Here is a 17,863-nt window from a genome sequence, read left to right as displayed (position 1 = left end):
AGGATTTTAGTCCTCACTACACACACAAGCTTCATCAGTCATTCCCAATTATTCCAACCTCAAATCTAAAATCTAAAATGGTATTACCCGTTAGCCTGCAATTCCCCCAAACGAGCCAACACTTCTTTGGAGTGAATCGCCGGATTAATCTTCACAAAAGTTTCCCGCAAAATTCCTTCAGGGTCAATAATAAAACTGTGGCGCGCGGAGATAAAACTCATCCAAGAACCGTAAGCTTTACTCACTTTACCGTCGGTATCAGCTAACAGCGGAAACTTCAAACCTTCCGAATCGCAAAATTCCGCATGAGAGTTGACATCATCAGCGCTAATGCCGATAATTTGAGTATTCTTTGCCAAGTATTTCGGCAAGTCTTGCTGAAATCTCCGTGCTTCGATCGTACATCCCGATGTAAAGTCTTTCGGATAAAAATACACTACCAGCCACTTACCGCGATAATCGGACAGGGAAACTTGTCCCTCGCCGCTGTTTGTCGGCAAACTAAAATCCGGTGCCGCTTCATTCACCGCCGGAAGCTTGCCACCGAGGGCCAATGCAGGTGTGGCAAAATTGAAACTTAGAACAACTAGACAAATTGCCAATAAAGTGCTAAAAAACTTGCGACGGGACATCATAAATTTTAGAAGTAGAACTGTACTTAAGACAAGTTTACAGTTTTCTGATTAAATGGGTAAGGGCAATTCGCGGATTGCTTCTAAAACCCAAATATCACTCACTCCAATAGCAATTTACCCATGAGCGCTGCACTCCCGTTAACAGGCAAAGCTATAGTAGTCCAGGTAATTAACGGTCAACCCGTTACGATCGAAGTAGACGGCACTAATGCCCCGATTACTGGGGGAAATTTTGTTGACTTAGTTGAACGAGGCATTTACGACGGGGTGATGTTTCACCGAGTTGTCCGCCAGCCAGATCCTTTTGTGGTGCAAGGAGGCGATCCGCGCAGCAGAGATACTACAATTCCAGCCAGTCAATTGGGAACGGGTAATTTTATTGACCCGGATACCAATCAGCCGCGTTTTATTCCTTTGGAAATCAAGCCACAAGGGGCCGCGCAACCTGTTTACAACCAAGTTGTAACCCAGACGCCGCAGTTGCAGCACACTCGCGGGGCTGTGGCAATGGCTCGTTCTAATGCTTTGAATTCGGCTTCTTCGCAGTTTTATTTTGCTTTGGATGATTTGCCATTTTTGGATGGTAATTATGCTGTTTTGGGCAACGTTATTCAAGGTTTTGAAACGGTGAATGCGGTGCAGCAGGGCGATCGCATTTCGACAGCAAAAGTGGTTCAAGGAATTGTTCCCAGTCGGGTTTCGAGCATCATTACCGATGTTAATGTACTCAACGATTTAATTAATAGTACCAATTTCGTAAATCTATCTTTGCGAGCCCTCAGACTGTCAAACACCCCCAACAACTATCAAGTCACTTCCCAAGACTCTCAGCAAAATCCCAGCGGTGTAGTGGGAGGTAGCGCAAACGATCGCATCCTCGGTTCACCCACGGATGATGCAATTAATGGCAGCCAAGGCAACGATACCCTCACGGGCGAAGCGGGTGACGACTTTCTCAGAGGCGGCAAAGGTAACGACTCCATTAGCGGAGGTGTTGGCAACGATATTCTGATTGGCAATTTCGCTGACGATATTCTCAATGGTGATGCTGGTAACGACTTTTTGCGAGGCGGTCAAGGGAATGATATCTTAATTGGTGGTGATGGCAATGATATTTTGATTGGAGATACAGGCAACAATACTCTCACAGGAGGTAGTGGTGCAGATACTTTTGTTTTGCTCGGAGTAGATCCTGCTTCTCTTCCTTTTATTACCCTACCCCCGACAAGTCATACAATAGTTGATTTTAGACCAGAGGAAGGCGATCGCATTGCTTTGACAGGAAATTTATCCGATACTACATTCACTCAATCTGGAAGCAATACTGTAATTAACTTGGCAGCGGCTTCTACTGTGGTACAAAATGCTACCGTCGCCTCTGTTCAAAATGCAGCCTTTGCAATTCCTTTATCTAGGATTCCTAGTGCTCCTAACCCTCAACCTACCGATGCAGCCTTGAGAATTGGCTAACTTTAACTATAGGTGTAAGGTGCGCCGCACCTTACCCAATTCCCAATTCCCAATTCCCAATTCCCAATTCCCAATTCCCAATTCCCAATTCCCAATTCCCCAATTGCCCAATTCAACTAATACCATAGCTGGGTAATTTTAGAAACCGCATCTTGATAAGAATCCATTCTCCCCTGCAGCTTAAAAAGCCCTGCAGCCTTCTGAAAATCCTCAAATGCTCCATGAACCTCTCTCAATTTATATCTAATCACTCCTCGGTTAAAGTAAGCTTTAGCAAAATCGTTATCGAGGCGAATTGCTGACTCAAAATCAGCTAGTGCTGCCAGGGAATTCTCCATTTGGAGGCGGATAGCCCCTCGGTTAAAGTAAGATTGAGCTACATTAGGGTTGAGCAGGAGTGCCGAGTTGTAATCCGCGATCGCCGCAGTATAATCTTTTAAACGAGTCAGCATAAACCCACGATTGCTGTAATACTTGGCTCGGTAAGGATTGAGTTCGATGGCTGTAGTTAAATCTTCGATCGCCGATTGCTTGTAGCCTAATTTGTAGCGAGCCACACCGCGATCGTTGTAAGCTGACGCGAATAGCGGATTAATGTTAATTGTAGCAGTAAAATTTTTAATAGCGCCGTGCAAGTCTTGTTCTTGGAGATTTTTTAAACCCTGAGTGTAAAACTTTTTGGTAATAACTTTTAAATTTGCCTCTTGTCGGGATTCAGCTTGCTCCCCCGAAAATACGCCTGCAATATTAGTGAAGCCCAAAGATTCGATCGAATTGAAAATAGTTGTGACAACTAATTGGCTTGGGAGAAGGGGGATAGTAGGCATGGGAGAAGTGCTGTTCAACTGTATGCTCTTATTTTCCTCCATACTTCAGCTACTGACAGTGATATCCGTAGTCTCAGGAACGTGATAAGTTTGATGAGATTTGGTGATGCTGGGGCATTGACTTGTGTGATGAAAGTTCGGCTTAGTTAGTGATGACGATCGCAATTCAGGAAAAATGCGTCTACAACCCTTTAAATATAAGCTTTTCCGGCTAGCTTGGCGGTTTCTTTCTTCCTATATTGAGCAGTTCCTACGGGGATTGTTTGCAGGTATGCCCCTGGGGGAGCGATCGCAACTGCCCGCAGGAAGTATTACTTTGTAGCGATATTCGATCGGGATTTGTCCATCGAACACGGCCATCTTAAACCCGGTTTTTACTCACGCCCAGAGCACCATTCTCAAGAACAGGCTTTCCGGCCTGTTCCACAAATTACTAATATTTTTGAGTAATCTTGCGGAGGAAAGTTGCAGATTATTTGCTATGCTTTGATTAGATATCAATAATTTATGGCGCAAATTAGTGTCAATGAAAAGAGTTATGAGGTTGAAAATTTTCTTCGCTGCCGTATTGGCGATCGTCCTGTTCACTCTCTACTTAACTCCTCCTGTGATGGCCGCGAATGCGGAGGATTTGAGTCACCTATTAAAAGATAATTGGTGCGTGAGCTTTCTCTGGAAGCAATGCGATTTGAGCGCTGTCGATTTGCGGGGAGCTAATCTCCAAGAAGCCAATTTGAGCGGCGCTAATTTGTCCGGCGCTAATTTGTCCGGTGCTAACTTAAAAAATGCGGATCTTTCTGACGCAGATCTCAGTGGCGCTAATTTAGCAAATGCTGAGATTTTAGGCACGGATCTCAGTCGAGCCAATTTGACAGAAGCTAATTTCAACGGCACGAAGTTGTGGGATGCTAATCTGACTTTGGCAAATCTGAGCCGCGCCAATTTACAAGATGCTAATGTCTTAGATTCTCGACTTTGGGGAAGCAATCTCACGGAAGCTAATTTAACGGATGCGACGCTGCACGGTGCTGATTTGCAATATGCTAATTTAGCCGACAGTAATTTGAGAGGTGCTGACTTGCACAGCTTCTTTTTCCGAGGTTCCAAACAAGTCACAAATTTGAGCAATGCTAATTTAGAAGGCGCTACTTTAACGGGAGCAAATCTCAGAGGTGCGGTGCTGGCCGGGGCAATAATGCCGGACGGGTCTATTAATGAAGAAAGTGGCTTGAATTTACAGTAGAGTAAAATTAAAGTCTGCTTGAATAATTTCAACAACAGGCTTTCGGGCCGATTTCGCAGTGAATGAATTATCGGGTGTAGCTGCGCCCGTTGCCAACAGCTTGTTGAGGATGCTGTCAATCGATTTTAGATTTTAGATTTTAGATTTTAGATTGAAGCCTTGACCCCACGGATAAATTCGGGGGCTCCTTTATCGGATACAGGTTTTTATTTCTGGGTCCTGAGTCTGCGAAGGAATGAATCCGGGGGCTTGTATCCTGGATGCTTGCGGTCAAGATATCAATTTAAACCAGGGTGCGATCGACCTTTTAACTCCCAACCAGTAAATATCACTAAAATCTTAAATCTCAAACCGAACCTGCGCGCATCTGTTACAATTTTCAACAAAGCCAGAACACCCCCGAACCTGAAGTCACCTGCCTAGGGCTACAAGCCCCCGACAGGAGTCCTGAAGAGCAAAAATATTAGATATTTAGTTTAAACTCCCAGATTCATCTGTAGAGTCTCTCTAAAATCTAGAGTCCATCGGCTGTGAAGTTAATCTAAAATCTAAAATCTAAAATTTAAAATTTAAAATCGATGGGCTGTGGAGTCAATCTAAAATCTAAAATCTAAAATCGATGGGCTGTGAAGTCAATCTAAAATCTAAAATCTAAAATCTAAAATCGACTGATGGAAACCCTGCAAACTCAACTTTACGAACTCGCACAATTTGCTAATAATTTAGTAAATACTCAACTGACAAACCTCAGTTTAGTCAGCGTCGGAGTCATCTTTCTGGCAGGGTTGCTAACGAGCTTAACGCCCTGTATGCTTTCAATGTTGCCGATCACGATCGGCTACATCGGCGGATACGAAGCAAAAAGCCGCCTGCAAGCTGCCGCCCAGTCTGCGTGGTTTTCCCTGGGATTAGCCACCACCCTTGCGGGTTTAGGTATTGTAGCATCATTTGCCGGACAAGTTTACGGCAAAATAGGCCTGGGTTTGCCGATTCTTGTCAGCATTATTGCTATTCTAATGGGGCTGAATTTACTCGAAGCTTTACCCTTACAACTGCCGTCTTTCGACGCTGTGGGGTGGGTGCCGAAAGATTTGCCGCCGGGCGTGCGATCGTACTTATTGGGCTTAACTTTTGGTTTAGTAGCGTCTCCCTGCAGCACGCCGGTTTTAGCTACACTCTTAGCTTGGGTTTCCAAAACGGGGGATACAGTTTTAGGTGGTGTGTTGCTGCTGTTTTACGCTGCTGGCTACGTCGCTCCGCTGATTATAGCAGGCACTTTTACTGCTAGCATTAAAAAGTTGTTAGAATTGCGTCGGTGGTCGAGTTGGATTACGCCTGTTAGTGGCGTTTTGCTAGTAGGATTTGGCGTTTTCTCTCTGCTTTCCCGGATACTTCCCGCGTAAGTTTCGTTGTAAGGACTTCAGTCCTTATTTAGAGATATAGCAATCACTACGGAATGCGTGAATTAAGTTTTTTTTAACGAACCGCGAAGACGCGAATAACACGAAGGAAGAAAGAAAGAAAGAAACAAAAGAGAAAGAATTCAAAATTGATTGAGACTTTTTCAATAAACATAATAATATTTTGTTCATCTTTTTTTTCCCTCCTTTCTCTTCCTTCTCCCTTCTCCCTTCTTCCATCCGTTACAAAATCCGTGGCCGAACTTGCTGACATCCGTTACATCCGTTACAAAATCCGTTGCCGAACTTCCTCCATAATTACCAATGACATCAAAAGAAGTATTTCTATCAAAACTCTCAAACTGGGCGACTGCCCCTCAAAAGTTTTTCAAGCGAGAAATCTTGCCGGTGCTAGCAGATTTGCGGCTGGCAATTATCTTGCTGCTGACGATCGCATTTTTCAGCATTTCCGGCACCGTCATCGAACAAGGCCAATCAGTACCCTTTTACCAATCTAACTATCCCGAACACCCTGCTTTGTTCGGCTTCCTAACTTGGAAAGTTGTGCTAATTGCAGGACTTGACCACGTATACCGCACTTGGTGGTTTTTGTCAATCCTAATTTTGTTCGGCAGCAGCTTAACAGCTTGTACATTTACCCGACAATTTCCCGCACTAAAAGCCGCTCGCCGCTGGAAATTTTATGAAGAACCAAAGCAGTTTGAAAAATTAGCTCTCAGTGCGGAATTAGAAACAGTTGCTTTAAGTTCCTTAGAACCACTTTTGCAGCAAAAAAACTACCGCATATTTCGAGAAGGCGAAAAAGTTTATGCCCGCAAGGGAATAATTGGCAAAATCGGCCCGATTATTGTTCACGCCAGTATGCTAATTATTTTAACTGGGTCGATATGGGGCGCAATGACGGGATTTCTCGGTCAAGAAATTGTTCCCAGCGGCGAAACATTTCAGGTGCAGAATATTCTGGATGCGGGGCCTTGGGCCGGGCCGCAAATACCGAAGGATTGGTCGATGCGAGTTAATCGGTTCTGGATTGATTATACTCCCGAAGGCGGAATCGACCAATTTTACTCTGACCTGTCAGTTTTGGACAAAACAGGCCAAGAGGTCGATCGCAAAACCATTCACGTTAACGAGCCCCTCAGATATCGGGGAGTCACTTTTTATCAAGCAGATTGGGCCATAGCCGCCGTGCGAGTTCGCCTCAACAAAAGCCCGGTTTTACAATTGCCAATGGCTCAGTTAGACACCCAAGGTAAAGGCCGAATTTGGGGTGCTTGGATTCCCACAAAACCCGATTTGAGTGCGGGAGTTTCTCTGCTAGCAAAAGACTTGCAAGGCACAATGTTAGTGTACGGTACGGATGGCAAATTGTTAACTACAGTTCGCGCAGGAACGGCGGTGGAAGTTAACGGAGTCATGCTGACAATTGACGAAGTTGTAGGCAGTACGGGATTGCAAATTAAAGCCGATCCTGGCATTCCGATCGTTTATACTGGCTTCGGGTTGCTGATGCTTAGTGTGCTGATGAGCTATCTGTCTCACTCGCAGATTTGGGCTTTAGAAACCAACGGCAAACTATACGTCGGCGGGCGCACGAATCGCGCTCAGGTGAGTTTTGAAAGAGAAGTTGTGGAGATTTTGGACAAGTTGGCAGAATCGAAACAAGAGGAAGAAAAGAGCGAAATAGCGCCGACTTCTCTAGCGAATCAAAACTAACCGTAGGGTGCGCTAGGCGCACCTTACACCAGGTGAAAAACGGATAATTAAACAGGAAATAAATGTGATAAGGAATGAGAATTAAATAACTTACAATTTTGATGGTTCTTGTGGGATGGGCGTCCCGCCCGTCCAGAAAGGGCGGGCGGGACGCCCAACCCCTACTCCCCACTTTCAAGAGTGTAAATTATTTAATTCGCGATCCTAAAAAGGATTGAGTTCAGTTAACACGCATTACTAAAAAGAGAGATTCTAGAAAGTCAAGATATGAAAAAGATTAGATATAGCGCTGATGTAGATGCGATGCTGATCGAAATTTCCGATTGCGCGATCGCCTATGCCGAAGATGAAGGGAACATGATTTTGCACTATTCTAGCAGCGGAGAACTGGTGTTGATTGAAATATTAAATGTCAAACAATTTATGTCATTAGAATCTCTCTCCGATGAGATCCCTACCCGCTAAAGCAGTTCAAGCGGGCGGACACTCACAGGGACTGCACCTACTTCTGATGCGACACCTCAATCACGGTGTGGACGTTCCCCCGTGGCGAAAAATCGCCCTTGATCGTCGCTTCCAGCGGCGCGCAAGCCGCCACAAAATCGTCTAAAATTTGATTGATCGATTCTTCGTGAGAAATGTAGCGATCGCGATAACTGTTAACGTACAGTTTCAGCGCCTTTAACTCTACCACCCGCTCGTCTGGCACGTAAGTAACGTGAATTGTCGCAAAATCGGGATAGCCAGAAAACGGACACTTGCAAGTAAACTCTGGCAACGTAATGTTAATCGAGTAGCGCCGCCCGACTCGCGGATTCGGGAAAGTAATTAACTCCCCTTCCAAAATCTGGCGTTCGCCGTATTTCATTTCTTCGGTGCTTGACTTTTGCGACATATTTTGTTCCGGTGCGTAGTTGTTCATAGCGATCGACTAAAAGCTTGTAACATTAAATTAATTTTACGTTCAATATCTGTAACAAATATCTTGACGAATTGTGTTGCGATCGATCTAATTGCAAATAGTCTCAGGCTAAACTAAAACAAGTTCACCCTCGCCATCTACAATTATGCAAAATACTACCTTATCTGACAATACTTCCCCCGAAAACTCAAATAGTTACTCTCCATCGGTACCGATTTCCCTCTATCGAGAAGTCACGGCAGAGCTCCAAGCAGCCCAAGCTATGGTGGACTCTCTCAAAACCCACAATCAGCAATTAGTCCAACAAAATCAACAACTGCGGCGAGAAGTAGAAACAGTAGTTCAAGTATCCCAACAGTTACAGCAAGTAGTCAACTCGGCTCAGAGCGTCACCCAGACAGGGATGCCTCAAATGCCGTCAGTCAAATTCAATTTCAGCATTGAACCTCCGCCCCCACCACCTGTAACCTCGCAGACTAACTCTGCCATACCTCAACCACCTCAGACAGTGGCTTTCCCCTTCCCACTACCGGAACCGGAGCCAACAGTCCCCTCGATGCCGCAGCCACTTCCCGAAAAATTATTTACAGAGGTGCCGGAAACTCCTTACCGTGTGCGATCTCAACTCAAAAAAACCTCCGACTTAAGTGGATTGTGGTTGGCGATCGCGATTTTTCTGATTGTGATTGCAGCTTTCGGTGCAGGTTATTTAGTTGTCCGCCCTTTATTAATGAAAAAGTAAATTCCAACAAGAATCCCACGGATTGAGCCGTGGGATTTTAAACAAAACCTAGCATAAATTGTTCAAAGTTACGCTAATTGGCCATCATCCTCTGGCGGCACTCGTTTCTACTGAACGAGGGGCATACTGCTCTTCACAAGCAGAGCCTACAATTCCCACCCCTGGCTCGAAACCGCGCGTGAACTCAGTGAGTTTTACCTGTTTAGCTTCCAAAGCTGTCTGTAGCACCTTCATGGCTCGGTGAGGGTCGCCGGCTCCGCAGAAAAATAAGTCTGCAGCAAAATAACCGTGTTCAGGCCAAGTATGGATTGCTATATGAGACTCTGCCAAAGTAGCAGTAGCTGTCACTCCGTGAGGACTAAACTGGTGTACGCACAAATCGATGAGAGTAGCTCCTCCGGCTTCGATCGCATCGAGAATAGCGCGGCGGATACGTTCAGGATCGTTGAGCAGGTCTCCCGGAGACTGCCAAGCATCAGCGACCAGATGGGTTCCCAATTGTTTCATTCTGCGGGGTTTTACCTCTATTGATGTTAAGTCTCAAACCTTTTAACGTTAGCACGATGTCAAAAATTTTGCAAGTATGTTTCACAAAGAAAGATGAAGATTAGGAGGATGGAGCCCTAAATCGTAAATTTGGGGGTTTGGGATTGGGGCTGGCGATCGCGCGTCAACTTGGGGAACTGCACGGCGACAGAATTGGGGTGGAGTTGGACTAAATAGCAAAAAAAATTACTAAACTTAGTCATACTTAACTTGACTGATTAACATTCTGGGCGGTATGATTACACCAATGCCTAAAAAAGGCTTAATTATCTGGTTTGTAAACCACAGCGTATGTCAAAACTGACCAGCCTGTTACAAGGTCGAACGGGAGTCCGCGTTTCGTTAAATTGGTTGAAAATAGTGGATGACTCATGGCTAAAAGCTTCAACTACAATTAACTCGATTAGGGCGATGCTCCACCCGAATTAACGCCTGTGGACAAGTTGCGAGCCGACTCCCTTGGGTGAAGCAGGAAGCAGACCCTTCAGGAGAAATCTTTATTGAATGGTGAGACTTAAATAAGTTTAGCCAAGTTTTGTGTAGCAGAGTAGGGTTGATACCGCGAATCCGGTTGAAGAATTTGCCACTGGGGCTGAAGCTCGAAAAGTTTTGAGTTTTAAGTTAAAGATGATTTAACTTAAAACTCAAAACTATTTTCCCTTAATCAACTGATCAATCCCGGCTGTGAGTAGCTCCATTCGGCAAAATCGCCCCGCCCAAAGCTGCTTCATTCAAATTATCAACATTCAAGCTTGCCCCAATCAAATTAGCCTCGGACAAATTAGTTCCTGTCAAATTCGCCCCTGTCAGAGAACTCAGCAGCAAACCCGCTCCCGACAAATTGGCGTGACTCAAATTCGCCCCCCGCAAATCCGCTTCCAGCAAGCTAGCACCTGCCAAATTTGCACCGCTCAAGTTAGCTCCCCGCAAAGAAGCTTTGTTCAAATTCGCAGCCCTCAAATCCGCATTGTGCAGGATCAAACCATTTAAATTAGCTTTACTCAAATTAGCTCCCTGCAAGTCGGCACCGCTCAAATTAGAGCCATTTAGATTGGCCGATTGCAAGTCAGCACCGCTCAAGTCAGCACCGCTCAAATTAGCAGCGCTAATAGAAGCCTCCCGCAGACTTGCTTCGCTCAAAGAAGCCCCAACCAAATTGACGCCGCTGAGATTTCCGCGATTGAGATAAGCCCGAGTTAAAGTTGCTCCGCTCAGGTTCGCCCCGGTCAAATCTACCTCGCTGAGAATCGCTCTCGTCAGATTTGCTCGGCTTAAATCAACCCCGCTCATAATTGCTCGGCTCAGCGTCGCCCCGCTCAAATTAGCCTCAGTTAGTTTTGAGCCGCTTAGCAAACAAGCTCCTACTAAACTCGCTCCCGTCATCACAGCTTTGCTCAAGTCAGCCTGAGACAATATTGCTCCGCTGAGATTTGCCCCGCTAAAATCTGCGGAGATCGCCACAGTTCCAGTTAAACTAGAACTTCCGAGGTTAGCTTCAATTAATTTCGCCTTAGACAAATTAGCCCCGCTCAAGTCGGCGGCGTTTAAATTAGCTCCAATCAGTTTGCTTTTAATTAAGTTGGCACCTTTCAAATTAGCGTTGCTCAAATTTGTTCGACTGAGATTAGCTTCACTCAAATGAGCGGCAATGAGGTTAGCCCCTCGAAAATCTCGTTCCCCGTTTCTATGTCTAATTAAAAGTTCATCGGCACTTAAAAGCTCAGTGAAATTCATAAAAAAATTGAGTGAGTTTCCTTAATTTCTCGATGTTCTATGTTGTCTGAAAATTTGTACTATCGTGTTTGGCAGTAAGTCTTTTCAACCTATAAGCTGTTGTGCATTTAAATCAATTATTTTGATTCGCTGTCAAGATTGAGGTGTAAGCGTTTGGCATTTTGCTCATACCCAGTTTAAATGCTTAACAGCTTACTGCCACATTAACAATTGTCAAAACTGGTTGATTCCTAGTATCACCCTGCTCACCTAGTTATAACTCACGAAAAACCCGGTTTTTCGTAAAGAATCTGGGTGTTTTCAGCGCGGCATTCATGAAGAAACCGAGTTTCTCGCCGCCTGTAAGCCCTGTAAGTCTTATTTGGCTAGTAATTAGTTGGCGGTTGATGTTAGTTGTTAATTGTTAGTTGTATTTATACTAACTGCTAATCACTAACTATTACCTGCTAACCATTTACCAAAATACCGAGAAGTTGTCGATCGATCTTGTCAATGTCGCTCGAATATTTGGGGTATTGCTGGCGGCATCCGCGCCGCATTCTGACCGGAAAAATTGCTGGTACAGGCGATCGAATTTATTAGTGCAATCAAAAAACAAGATATCGGAGCTTCAACCCCAAATGCCTTCTACATAAGTGCCTTCTATCTTCGATCGCCCATGAAAGCAGAGCTCGGTCAGCTCAGCTAGTTTCACCTCCCCCCACTGTGCTGCACACAGCGTGAAATCCAACAGGAAGGCTGTTTCCCTCGGAGTGCTGAGCGAGTCGCAGGCAAAGCAAACAATACGCTGCCCTGAGCCTGAGATTTCGCGAAAAAAGACGCCGCGAGCCATTGTGCTCCCGCGCTGCTGTGCTTGCTGTCAATCTTTACTCGATCCATGAGCGCTTGCGGTTCTAATTAACAGAACACCCGACACCAGACGCGCTCGGACATAAAAGCTGTTCCTGGGCTTCTCAAATGTTTCGCTGAGGCATTCCCAGAAAAACTGTATTCCTGTAGCAGGTTTGGCCAACGGCAAGTCGGCTGCTACAGCCAACTAATGACCAGCCTAAGTCTTGCCCGAAGGATCTGACAATATTATTATTCTAATATTTACCGACCACGGCAGGCATTTCTGGGCGCGCGGGGCGGGCTACTTCACCTGTATAAGTTGGTGAAATTAGACACCCCATAATTAAAGATAGTCGCTCTTTGACTAACTGGGCAATATCTGCTGTAATTTATGTCATCAAATTTCATAATACAGCAGGGTTTGAAATCGAGCTGTAGTGAGTGTTACAGACTCAAAAATGGGTGCAGATTTCGGCTGTAAAAATTCAGGGAACCGATCCTCCGGCGCAAAGCCCCGCTCACGGACTGGGCCCCCAATCAAAATTAAACTTTTGACAGGTGACTTTTTTAACTACCAGCCGGGAAATCCCGGGCGTATATTTAGAGGGGATTAATCAGAGCGCTGTGCCCCGTACCCCGTTGGGAATTACGCCCGCGTAATGAAAGGCTCGTCGGGTGTAGCTACCGAAACCGACAATTATTCTTTTATACCCCAAGATGCTCGGGAAATACTCTGATACTATATTAGCAAGTGGGGGTGGAACTACCTCACTATAAAAAGCATGAGAAAAAAAAGGAAAAAGAAGCCTGCGGTCTAACTGTACTCAGTTGACCGTCAGGTTTGTTCACGTTTCCAGAACAAAACAAAAGCCGGGTTTCAGAGAAAAACCCGACTTTTGAGATAATTTTACCGACGAAGTGCAAAACCGCTAGCTCGCCCGTCGTGGTTCGCTCACTTTCTACAATCCGATCGCGCGAGTGCGACTATCCTGCAGAAAGTAGAAAAAATACCCAAACAAAGTCTGAATTATTAAACCCGACGGTTGCCGGTAACGCCCTGATTGGGATCGTAAATACCGGGCGTAGTATCAACCCCTGGAGTCCCAGGAGCGCCGTAATCAGCCCGAGCAGTATCGACGCTGGGATTATAGTCGTAGGTATTCCAATGTTGAATGCCTCCGCGGCTCAGAATGGTTTCAGCTCTAGCGACTTCTGCTTCGCTGCCGTCAACCAGTACCAAGTAATCTCCTTTCGCCACCCGATCGTTGTATGCTCTAGCTTCCTCTTCGGGAATTCCCATACCGACTAAAGCTCCGATCAAGCCGCCTGCGGCTGCACCCAAAGCCGTACCGGCTAGTGTAGTGGCGATCGCCGTAGCTGAGGCTCCTGCCAGCATAATCGGCCCGATTCCCGGAATTGCCACTAGGCCGAGACCTACCAACAAGCCTGTCAAACCGCCCAAAGTGCCACCTGTGAGTGCGCCCTTGGTGGCCCCTTCATCGGATTTGTTGTCCGCGCTGTCGTGTACGTCAATGCCTGCGATTTCCCCTTTAGACTCAGCATCCTTAGCGATGACCGAAACCCGATTCATGTCGAAACCGGCAGTTCTCAGTTCTCCCAGTGCGTGTTCCGTCTCGCGGCGGGTTGAAAACACTCCCACGGCGCGCTTCTGGCGACCCGAAGCTCTGCGGCCGGTGTCTGTCGGCACATCGTAAATGCCCCAATCCTGGATGCCCCGCACAGTCATAATTCCTTCGGCTGTGGCAAGTTCGGCATCTGTTCCTTCGACGAATACCAAATATTCTCCACGCGAGACGCGATCGTTATAAGCTTTAGCTTTTGCTTCGGGAACTCCCAAGCCGACCAAACCGCCGACCAAACCGCCTGCTGCGGCCCCAATCGCGCCTCCGATTACAGTATCTGCCAGCAGAGTTGCGATCGCACCCCCCGCCATCACCGGGCCAACTCCCGGAATCGCTAGCGCCCCTATGCTTCCGAGTAACCCAATCAAACCGCCCGTCACGACTCCCGCTGTCGCGCCTGCTTTTGCACCGCCGCCCACTTTGTCGTCGGTACCCTTACCAGTACCAGTACCAGTACCAGTGCTAGCGCCCGCAATTTGGCTGCGATCGAGATTTTCCCCAACTACGGAAACTTTATTCATCGGAAACCCGGTACTTTGCAGTTCCATCAGGGCTAGTTCCGTATCTCGGTAATTAGAAAATGCTCCTACAGCTCGCTTGTGTTGACCTAAAGCCATTTTTTTTCTCCTTGAAAATATACTACTTTTACACAACCACAGAATTTATGCTCTGCTTGCTGCCATCAATCACATTTAGTCATTCTTTTCCAACAATTTTCATCGGTCGCTGGGAATAACCTCGTTCTCTATCTTCCGGTTGGTTTCCAACTAATTATCCGGGATAAAAAATCAGAAATTGGGAAGGGTAAGTTGCAGGTATTGCGCGAGTTTTGAGTGCGTGAATGGTAAATTTAATTTACACTCTTTCACTTAAAACCCCGCTCTTCCTAGAGGATAACCTAAGCGTTGCGATCCACTCCTCAAGCAATCTTACAATGCCAAACTTTACCCTCTTCCCTCAGACTTCTCTCCTAGATAACTAAATCTTTCTTCCTTCTTTTCCTCGCAATTCTTCCCTCTAATTTATTGCTTGCTGCTAGGCGATGCGGGTGCAGCGGGAGCGACAACAGCAGTAACATTCACCTGTTTGACACCCTTAATCTCTTTAGCTAGCGGCTCAATTTTCGCTAAATCAGTTTGATTAGGCACTGTGCCACCTACGGTGACAACCCCGTCTTTTGCATCAACAGTTAGCTGACCTTTAGTGATGTTTACTTCTAACTTGGAGCGCACTTCACTTTCGAGGTCGCCCTCGGCTCTTGTGGCATCGCCGCCCGTCACATTGTTGCGCTGTTCTCTGGCCCGGATATCAGAATTTGCTTGGTTTTTGCGAATATCGCTAGTTGCGTCACCCTGAGTTTTTTTAACTGTCTCGGCTGGGGGCGGGCTGGTATTTTCTGTGGTAGAATTAGGAGCATCAGCGCTAGTTTTAGCCCCCTCGCTGCAAGCAGCAGCTCCAAATAATAGGATGCCGCTGAGGAGAATGGGTGTTAGTTTGTTCATAATATGTTAATACCCTCCGGGTAAGCTTTCGATGAGCCTGACTTCCCTGACTTCGTTGAGCCAGATGGGAGCCAGATGGGAGCCAGATGGAGCAAGAGAGCATCTTTACTTGTGCTTTCTGCGATTTAAAAATCCTTATATCAAATATATAAACTTGAGGAAGTATCTACATCGCTCCACGGGTGTAAAATTTATCTATACCGTTAGATAGAGTACAAAAAACAAAATAAGGTATTAAGTCACATTTAACTTAATGAGTTCTCACCCCATTATTCCTCAGAAACTCGGTAGATGGCTTCATTTTTCGTTACCAAAGCCAATATTTTCCTATAAACCAAGTTTAAAAGCGTAAGTTTTATTAATAAATTCGATCGCCACTCCCAACTAATTTTTCCCTCGAACCTCGAACCTGGGACTTATTCCCTCAACATCCCTCCATTAAATCTGTTAAATCTCGCTACACTACTCCTTGTAAAACTTCCTGCTTCAAAACAAACGAAAAGAGTCGAGAAATTTTTGAGCATTTTCGGGTTCTGGGGTAGTGGCAACCAGCCCGTAAACGCGCGTTTCCACAAAAAAAACTTGACCTATACCTATCGGTTCAGTGGGGGAAAGCGGCTGAAACTCAAACTATTTTCCCGGATAGCCTCCGAGGGAAATATCCCGCACTTGCAACAATTTAGCATTCGCCCCCACGACGAAAAAATCAACGGCATTATTTAAAGTAATTCTGATATTATTGATATTATTGTTCCTCAGTCGAAAATCTAGGTCAAAGTATTGAAGCAAATAAGTTTCTTTGTTTTTTAAGTTCGATCGGTATGTATGAGCAATAATTTGATTTGAAAAAAATTCGGAATTAATTTTGGGATTTCCCGGCATATCGATCGCAAACTGACCCATCGCTGAGCAAAATGGCTGCCACTCTGCCGTCGGAATGGCTGTCAGTAGCGGGGCTGGTTGAGATGCAGCGGGACGGGCAAACTTGACAGCCCAGACAAGTAATGTAGCAGTAACTAGAAGTAAATACAGAAATTTAATTTGGGTAAGAAATATATTTGCCCGATCGATCTGCGCTAGCCTAGAAATATATCCGCAAAGGGGGGATTTATGCTGAATATTATATTTACTCAACGGCGACGCAACTCTCAAGGGCGATCGCCAGCTAAAACCAGTAAAACCAATAAAACCAATATACTCGCTGCAGTAAATACTTGGCTAGCGGTGTGTCTGCTGGCTGCTGTCACAGCTTGTGCAAACAGCCCCAACAGCAAGGCCCTCGAAGAATCTTTAGCCGCCGATCCGAAATTAAAACAAAATCCAGTAGTTTTCTCTTCCCCGCCACCAGCGACAACAATTGAGAGAAACTCTACCGCCAAACTTCCTCCCGATTTCCCTACAGAGATTCCACTATATCCTAATGCTGAGTTAATCGAAGTTGCTGGGCAAACAGATCCGTCGCCAAAAAATGTGCGGCTGCGCTGGGAAAGCACAGATCCGGTTAATTCGGTTCAAAACTTTTACTCCACAGAGTTTGGGCGTGGCAACTGGGAAATAGTCAGTCGCCCCACCGCCGAGGGACAAGGTTCTTTGGTAGCAACGCGAGATAATTTGCGGGTAACAGTGTCGCTTTCTCCTACTCAGAAAGTAGGGGGTTCTACAGAATTTGCGATCGACTACAGCAAAGAAAGCCCCGAAATTGCCGCCAGTCCCCAACCTAATAATTCCGAGTCTAGCGCATCTCCAACCGCTTCACCAACTCCATCTAATTCAGAGGGAAATACTCCAACGCCATCAGCCTCGCCAAAATCAGCAAAAGTTAGCCAACAAGAAAGCCAAATTCCTCAACAGTTGCGGCAGTATGTGGCAGATTTAAGTCAGTTGGAAGTGCTGAAAGTGCGAGCGGCAGAAAGTGCTAATTTAGAAACTGCCAGCACTTTGCCCAAACCCAACAAAATTATCACTCGCCGCGAATACGCCCGCTGGTTAGTAGCAGCTAACAATCAGATTTATGCTAGCCGTCAAGCCAAACAAATTAGATTAGCAGTAGACTCTAGCGAACCAGCTTTTTCTGACGTACCCAAAACAGACCCTGATTTTTCAGCAATTCAAGGTTTAGCAGAAGCAGGTGTAATTCCGAGTTCGCTTTCTGGAGAAACTAAAGATGTGAAATTTCGCCCGGATGCACCTTTAACTCGCGAAACAATGATTCTCTGGAAAGTGCCTTTAGATAGTCGTCAAGTTTTACCGACAGCTAACATTGACGGAGTGAAAGAAAAGTGGGGTTTTCAAGATGCTTCTAAGATTGATTCCCAGGCATCGCGGGCAGTTTTAGCTGATTTTAACAATGGAGATTTGGCGAATATTCGCCGCGTTTTTGGTTTTACTACTCTGTTTCAGCCGAAGAAATCAGTGACTCGCGCCGAAGCTGCTGCTAGTTTGTGGTATTTTGGCGTTCAAGATCAGGGATTGTCTGCTAAAGATGCCCTGGAAGCAAAGTCTAAACCTGCTGAGTAGAGTTTTTTGGGGTAGTTAAAAGTTGTGAACACAGCATCTATAGCCTTTCTCAGAAAGATGAGGTACTCATGGGCATAGGGCATAGGGCATAGGGCATAGGGCATAGGGCATAGG

General features: G+C 45.7%; 17 protein-coding genes. 8 read left to right on the top strand and 9 right to left on the bottom strand.

The window, feature by feature from the left end:
- Positions 1-83: 83 nt before the first annotated feature.
- Positions 84-635, bottom strand: a complete 552-nt coding sequence (locus QUA16_RS09520; protein ID WP_333105943.1) for a peroxiredoxin — start codon at positions 633-635, stop codon at positions 84-86.
- A 120-nt stretch (positions 636-755) separates the two neighbouring features.
- On the opposite strand from QUA16_RS09520, the gene QUA16_RS09515 reads away from it, so the two are divergent.
- A complete protein-coding gene (locus QUA16_RS09515; RefSeq protein WP_333105944.1) occupies positions 756-2,105 on the top strand; it encodes a peptidylprolyl isomerase in 1,350 nt (449 codons plus the stop codon).
- 116 nt (positions 2,106-2,221) lie between these two features.
- On the opposite strand, the gene QUA16_RS09510 is transcribed toward QUA16_RS09515, so the two are convergent.
- Positions 2,222-2,950, bottom strand: a complete 729-nt coding sequence (locus tag QUA16_RS09510; protein ID WP_333181109.1) for a tetratricopeptide repeat protein — start codon at positions 2,948-2,950, stop codon at positions 2,222-2,224.
- A 157-nt stretch (positions 2,951-3,107) separates the two neighbouring features.
- Between QUA16_RS09510 and QUA16_RS09505 the strand changes: the two genes are divergently transcribed.
- The 5 genes from QUA16_RS09505 to QUA16_RS09485 all read left to right on the top strand — a co-directional run bounded on the left by QUA16_RS09505 (position 3,108) and on the right by QUA16_RS09485 (position 7,777).
- On the top strand, positions 3,108-3,254 hold the full coding sequence (locus tag QUA16_RS09505) for a hypothetical protein (RefSeq protein ID WP_333105946.1): 147 nt from the start codon (positions 3,108-3,110) through the stop codon (positions 3,252-3,254).
- A 216-nt stretch (positions 3,255-3,470) separates the two neighbouring features.
- A complete protein-coding gene (locus tag QUA16_RS09500; protein ID WP_445305407.1) occupies positions 3,471-4,175 on the top strand; it encodes a pentapeptide repeat-containing protein in 705 nt (234 codons plus the stop codon).
- Positions 4,176-4,846: 671 nt separating this feature from the next.
- A complete protein-coding gene (locus tag QUA16_RS09495; protein ID WP_445252190.1) occupies positions 4,847-5,578 on the top strand; it encodes a cytochrome c biogenesis protein CcdA in 732 nt (243 codons plus the stop codon).
- A gap of 321 nt (positions 5,579-5,899) precedes the next feature.
- Positions 5,900-7,312: a cytochrome c biogenesis protein gene (locus tag QUA16_RS09490; RefSeq protein WP_333105948.1), complete on the top strand. Its 1,413-nt coding sequence runs from the start codon at positions 5,900-5,902 to the stop codon at positions 7,310-7,312.
- A 267-nt stretch (positions 7,313-7,579) separates the two neighbouring features.
- Entirely contained in the window at positions 7,580-7,777 is a 198-nt protein-coding gene (locus QUA16_RS09485; protein WP_333105950.1) for a DUF2283 domain-containing protein, read from the top strand.
- 37 nt (positions 7,778-7,814) lie between these two features.
- Here QUA16_RS09485 and queF read toward each other — a convergent pair whose 3' ends face one another.
- Positions 7,815-8,234 carry a preQ(1) synthase gene (queF, locus tag QUA16_RS09480; protein ID WP_333105951.1) on the bottom strand — a complete coding sequence of 140 codons (420 nt, stop codon included), beginning with the start codon at positions 8,232-8,234 and terminating at the stop codon, positions 7,815-7,817.
- A 145-nt stretch (positions 8,235-8,379) separates the two neighbouring features.
- Between queF and QUA16_RS09475 the strand changes: the two genes are divergently transcribed.
- Positions 8,380-8,976 (top strand): hypothetical protein, encoded by a 597-nt coding sequence (locus QUA16_RS09475; RefSeq protein ID WP_333105952.1) that lies wholly within the window; start codon positions 8,380-8,382, stop codon positions 8,974-8,976.
- Positions 8,977-9,060: 84 nt separating this feature from the next.
- Here QUA16_RS09475 and speD read toward each other — a convergent pair whose 3' ends face one another.
- The 6 genes from speD to QUA16_RS09445 form a co-directional block, all read right to left on the bottom strand.
- Complete coding sequence (gene speD / locus QUA16_RS09470; RefSeq protein WP_006633984.1) at positions 9,061-9,483, bottom strand: adenosylmethionine decarboxylase; 423 nt, start codon at positions 9,481-9,483, stop codon at positions 9,061-9,063.
- Between the two features lie 711 nt (positions 9,484-10,194).
- Positions 10,195-11,256, bottom strand: a complete 1,062-nt coding sequence (locus QUA16_RS09465; RefSeq protein ID WP_333105954.1) for a pentapeptide repeat-containing protein — start codon at positions 11,254-11,256, stop codon at positions 10,195-10,197.
- Between the two features lie 610 nt (positions 11,257-11,866).
- On the bottom strand, positions 11,867-12,088 hold the full coding sequence (locus QUA16_RS09460) for a hypothetical protein (protein ID WP_333105956.1): 222 nt from the start codon (positions 12,086-12,088) through the stop codon (positions 11,867-11,869).
- Between the two features lie 1,029 nt (positions 12,089-13,117).
- A complete protein-coding gene (locus QUA16_RS09455) occupies positions 13,118-14,347 on the bottom strand; it encodes a histidine kinase (protein WP_333105957.1) in 1,230 nt (409 codons plus the stop codon).
- A gap of 405 nt (positions 14,348-14,752) precedes the next feature.
- Positions 14,753-15,232: a BON domain-containing protein gene (locus tag QUA16_RS09450; RefSeq protein ID WP_333105958.1), complete on the bottom strand. Its 480-nt coding sequence runs from the start codon at positions 15,230-15,232 to the stop codon at positions 14,753-14,755.
- Between the two features lie 630 nt (positions 15,233-15,862).
- Positions 15,863-16,366, bottom strand: coding sequence for a hypothetical protein (locus QUA16_RS09445; protein ID WP_333105959.1), 504 nt, complete (start codon positions 16,364-16,366; stop codon positions 15,863-15,865).
- Between QUA16_RS09445 and QUA16_RS09440 the strand changes: the two genes are divergently transcribed.
- Positions 16,343-17,749 (top strand): S-layer homology domain-containing protein, encoded by a 1,407-nt coding sequence (locus tag QUA16_RS09440; protein WP_333105961.1) that lies wholly within the window; start codon positions 16,343-16,345, stop codon positions 17,747-17,749. The two genes, QUA16_RS09445 and QUA16_RS09440, sit on opposite strands and share 24 nt — an antisense overlap.
- The last annotated feature ends 114 nt before the right edge of the window (positions 17,750-17,863 follow it).

Origin of the sequence: Microcoleus sp. S13_C3, from assembly GCF_036700905.1 — a bacterium.
Lineage (GTDB): Bacteria > Cyanobacteriota > Cyanobacteriia > Cyanobacteriales > Microcoleaceae > Microcoleus.
Note: the sequence above shows the minus strand (reverse complement) of the source record. Positions and strands in the feature narration are given on the sequence as shown.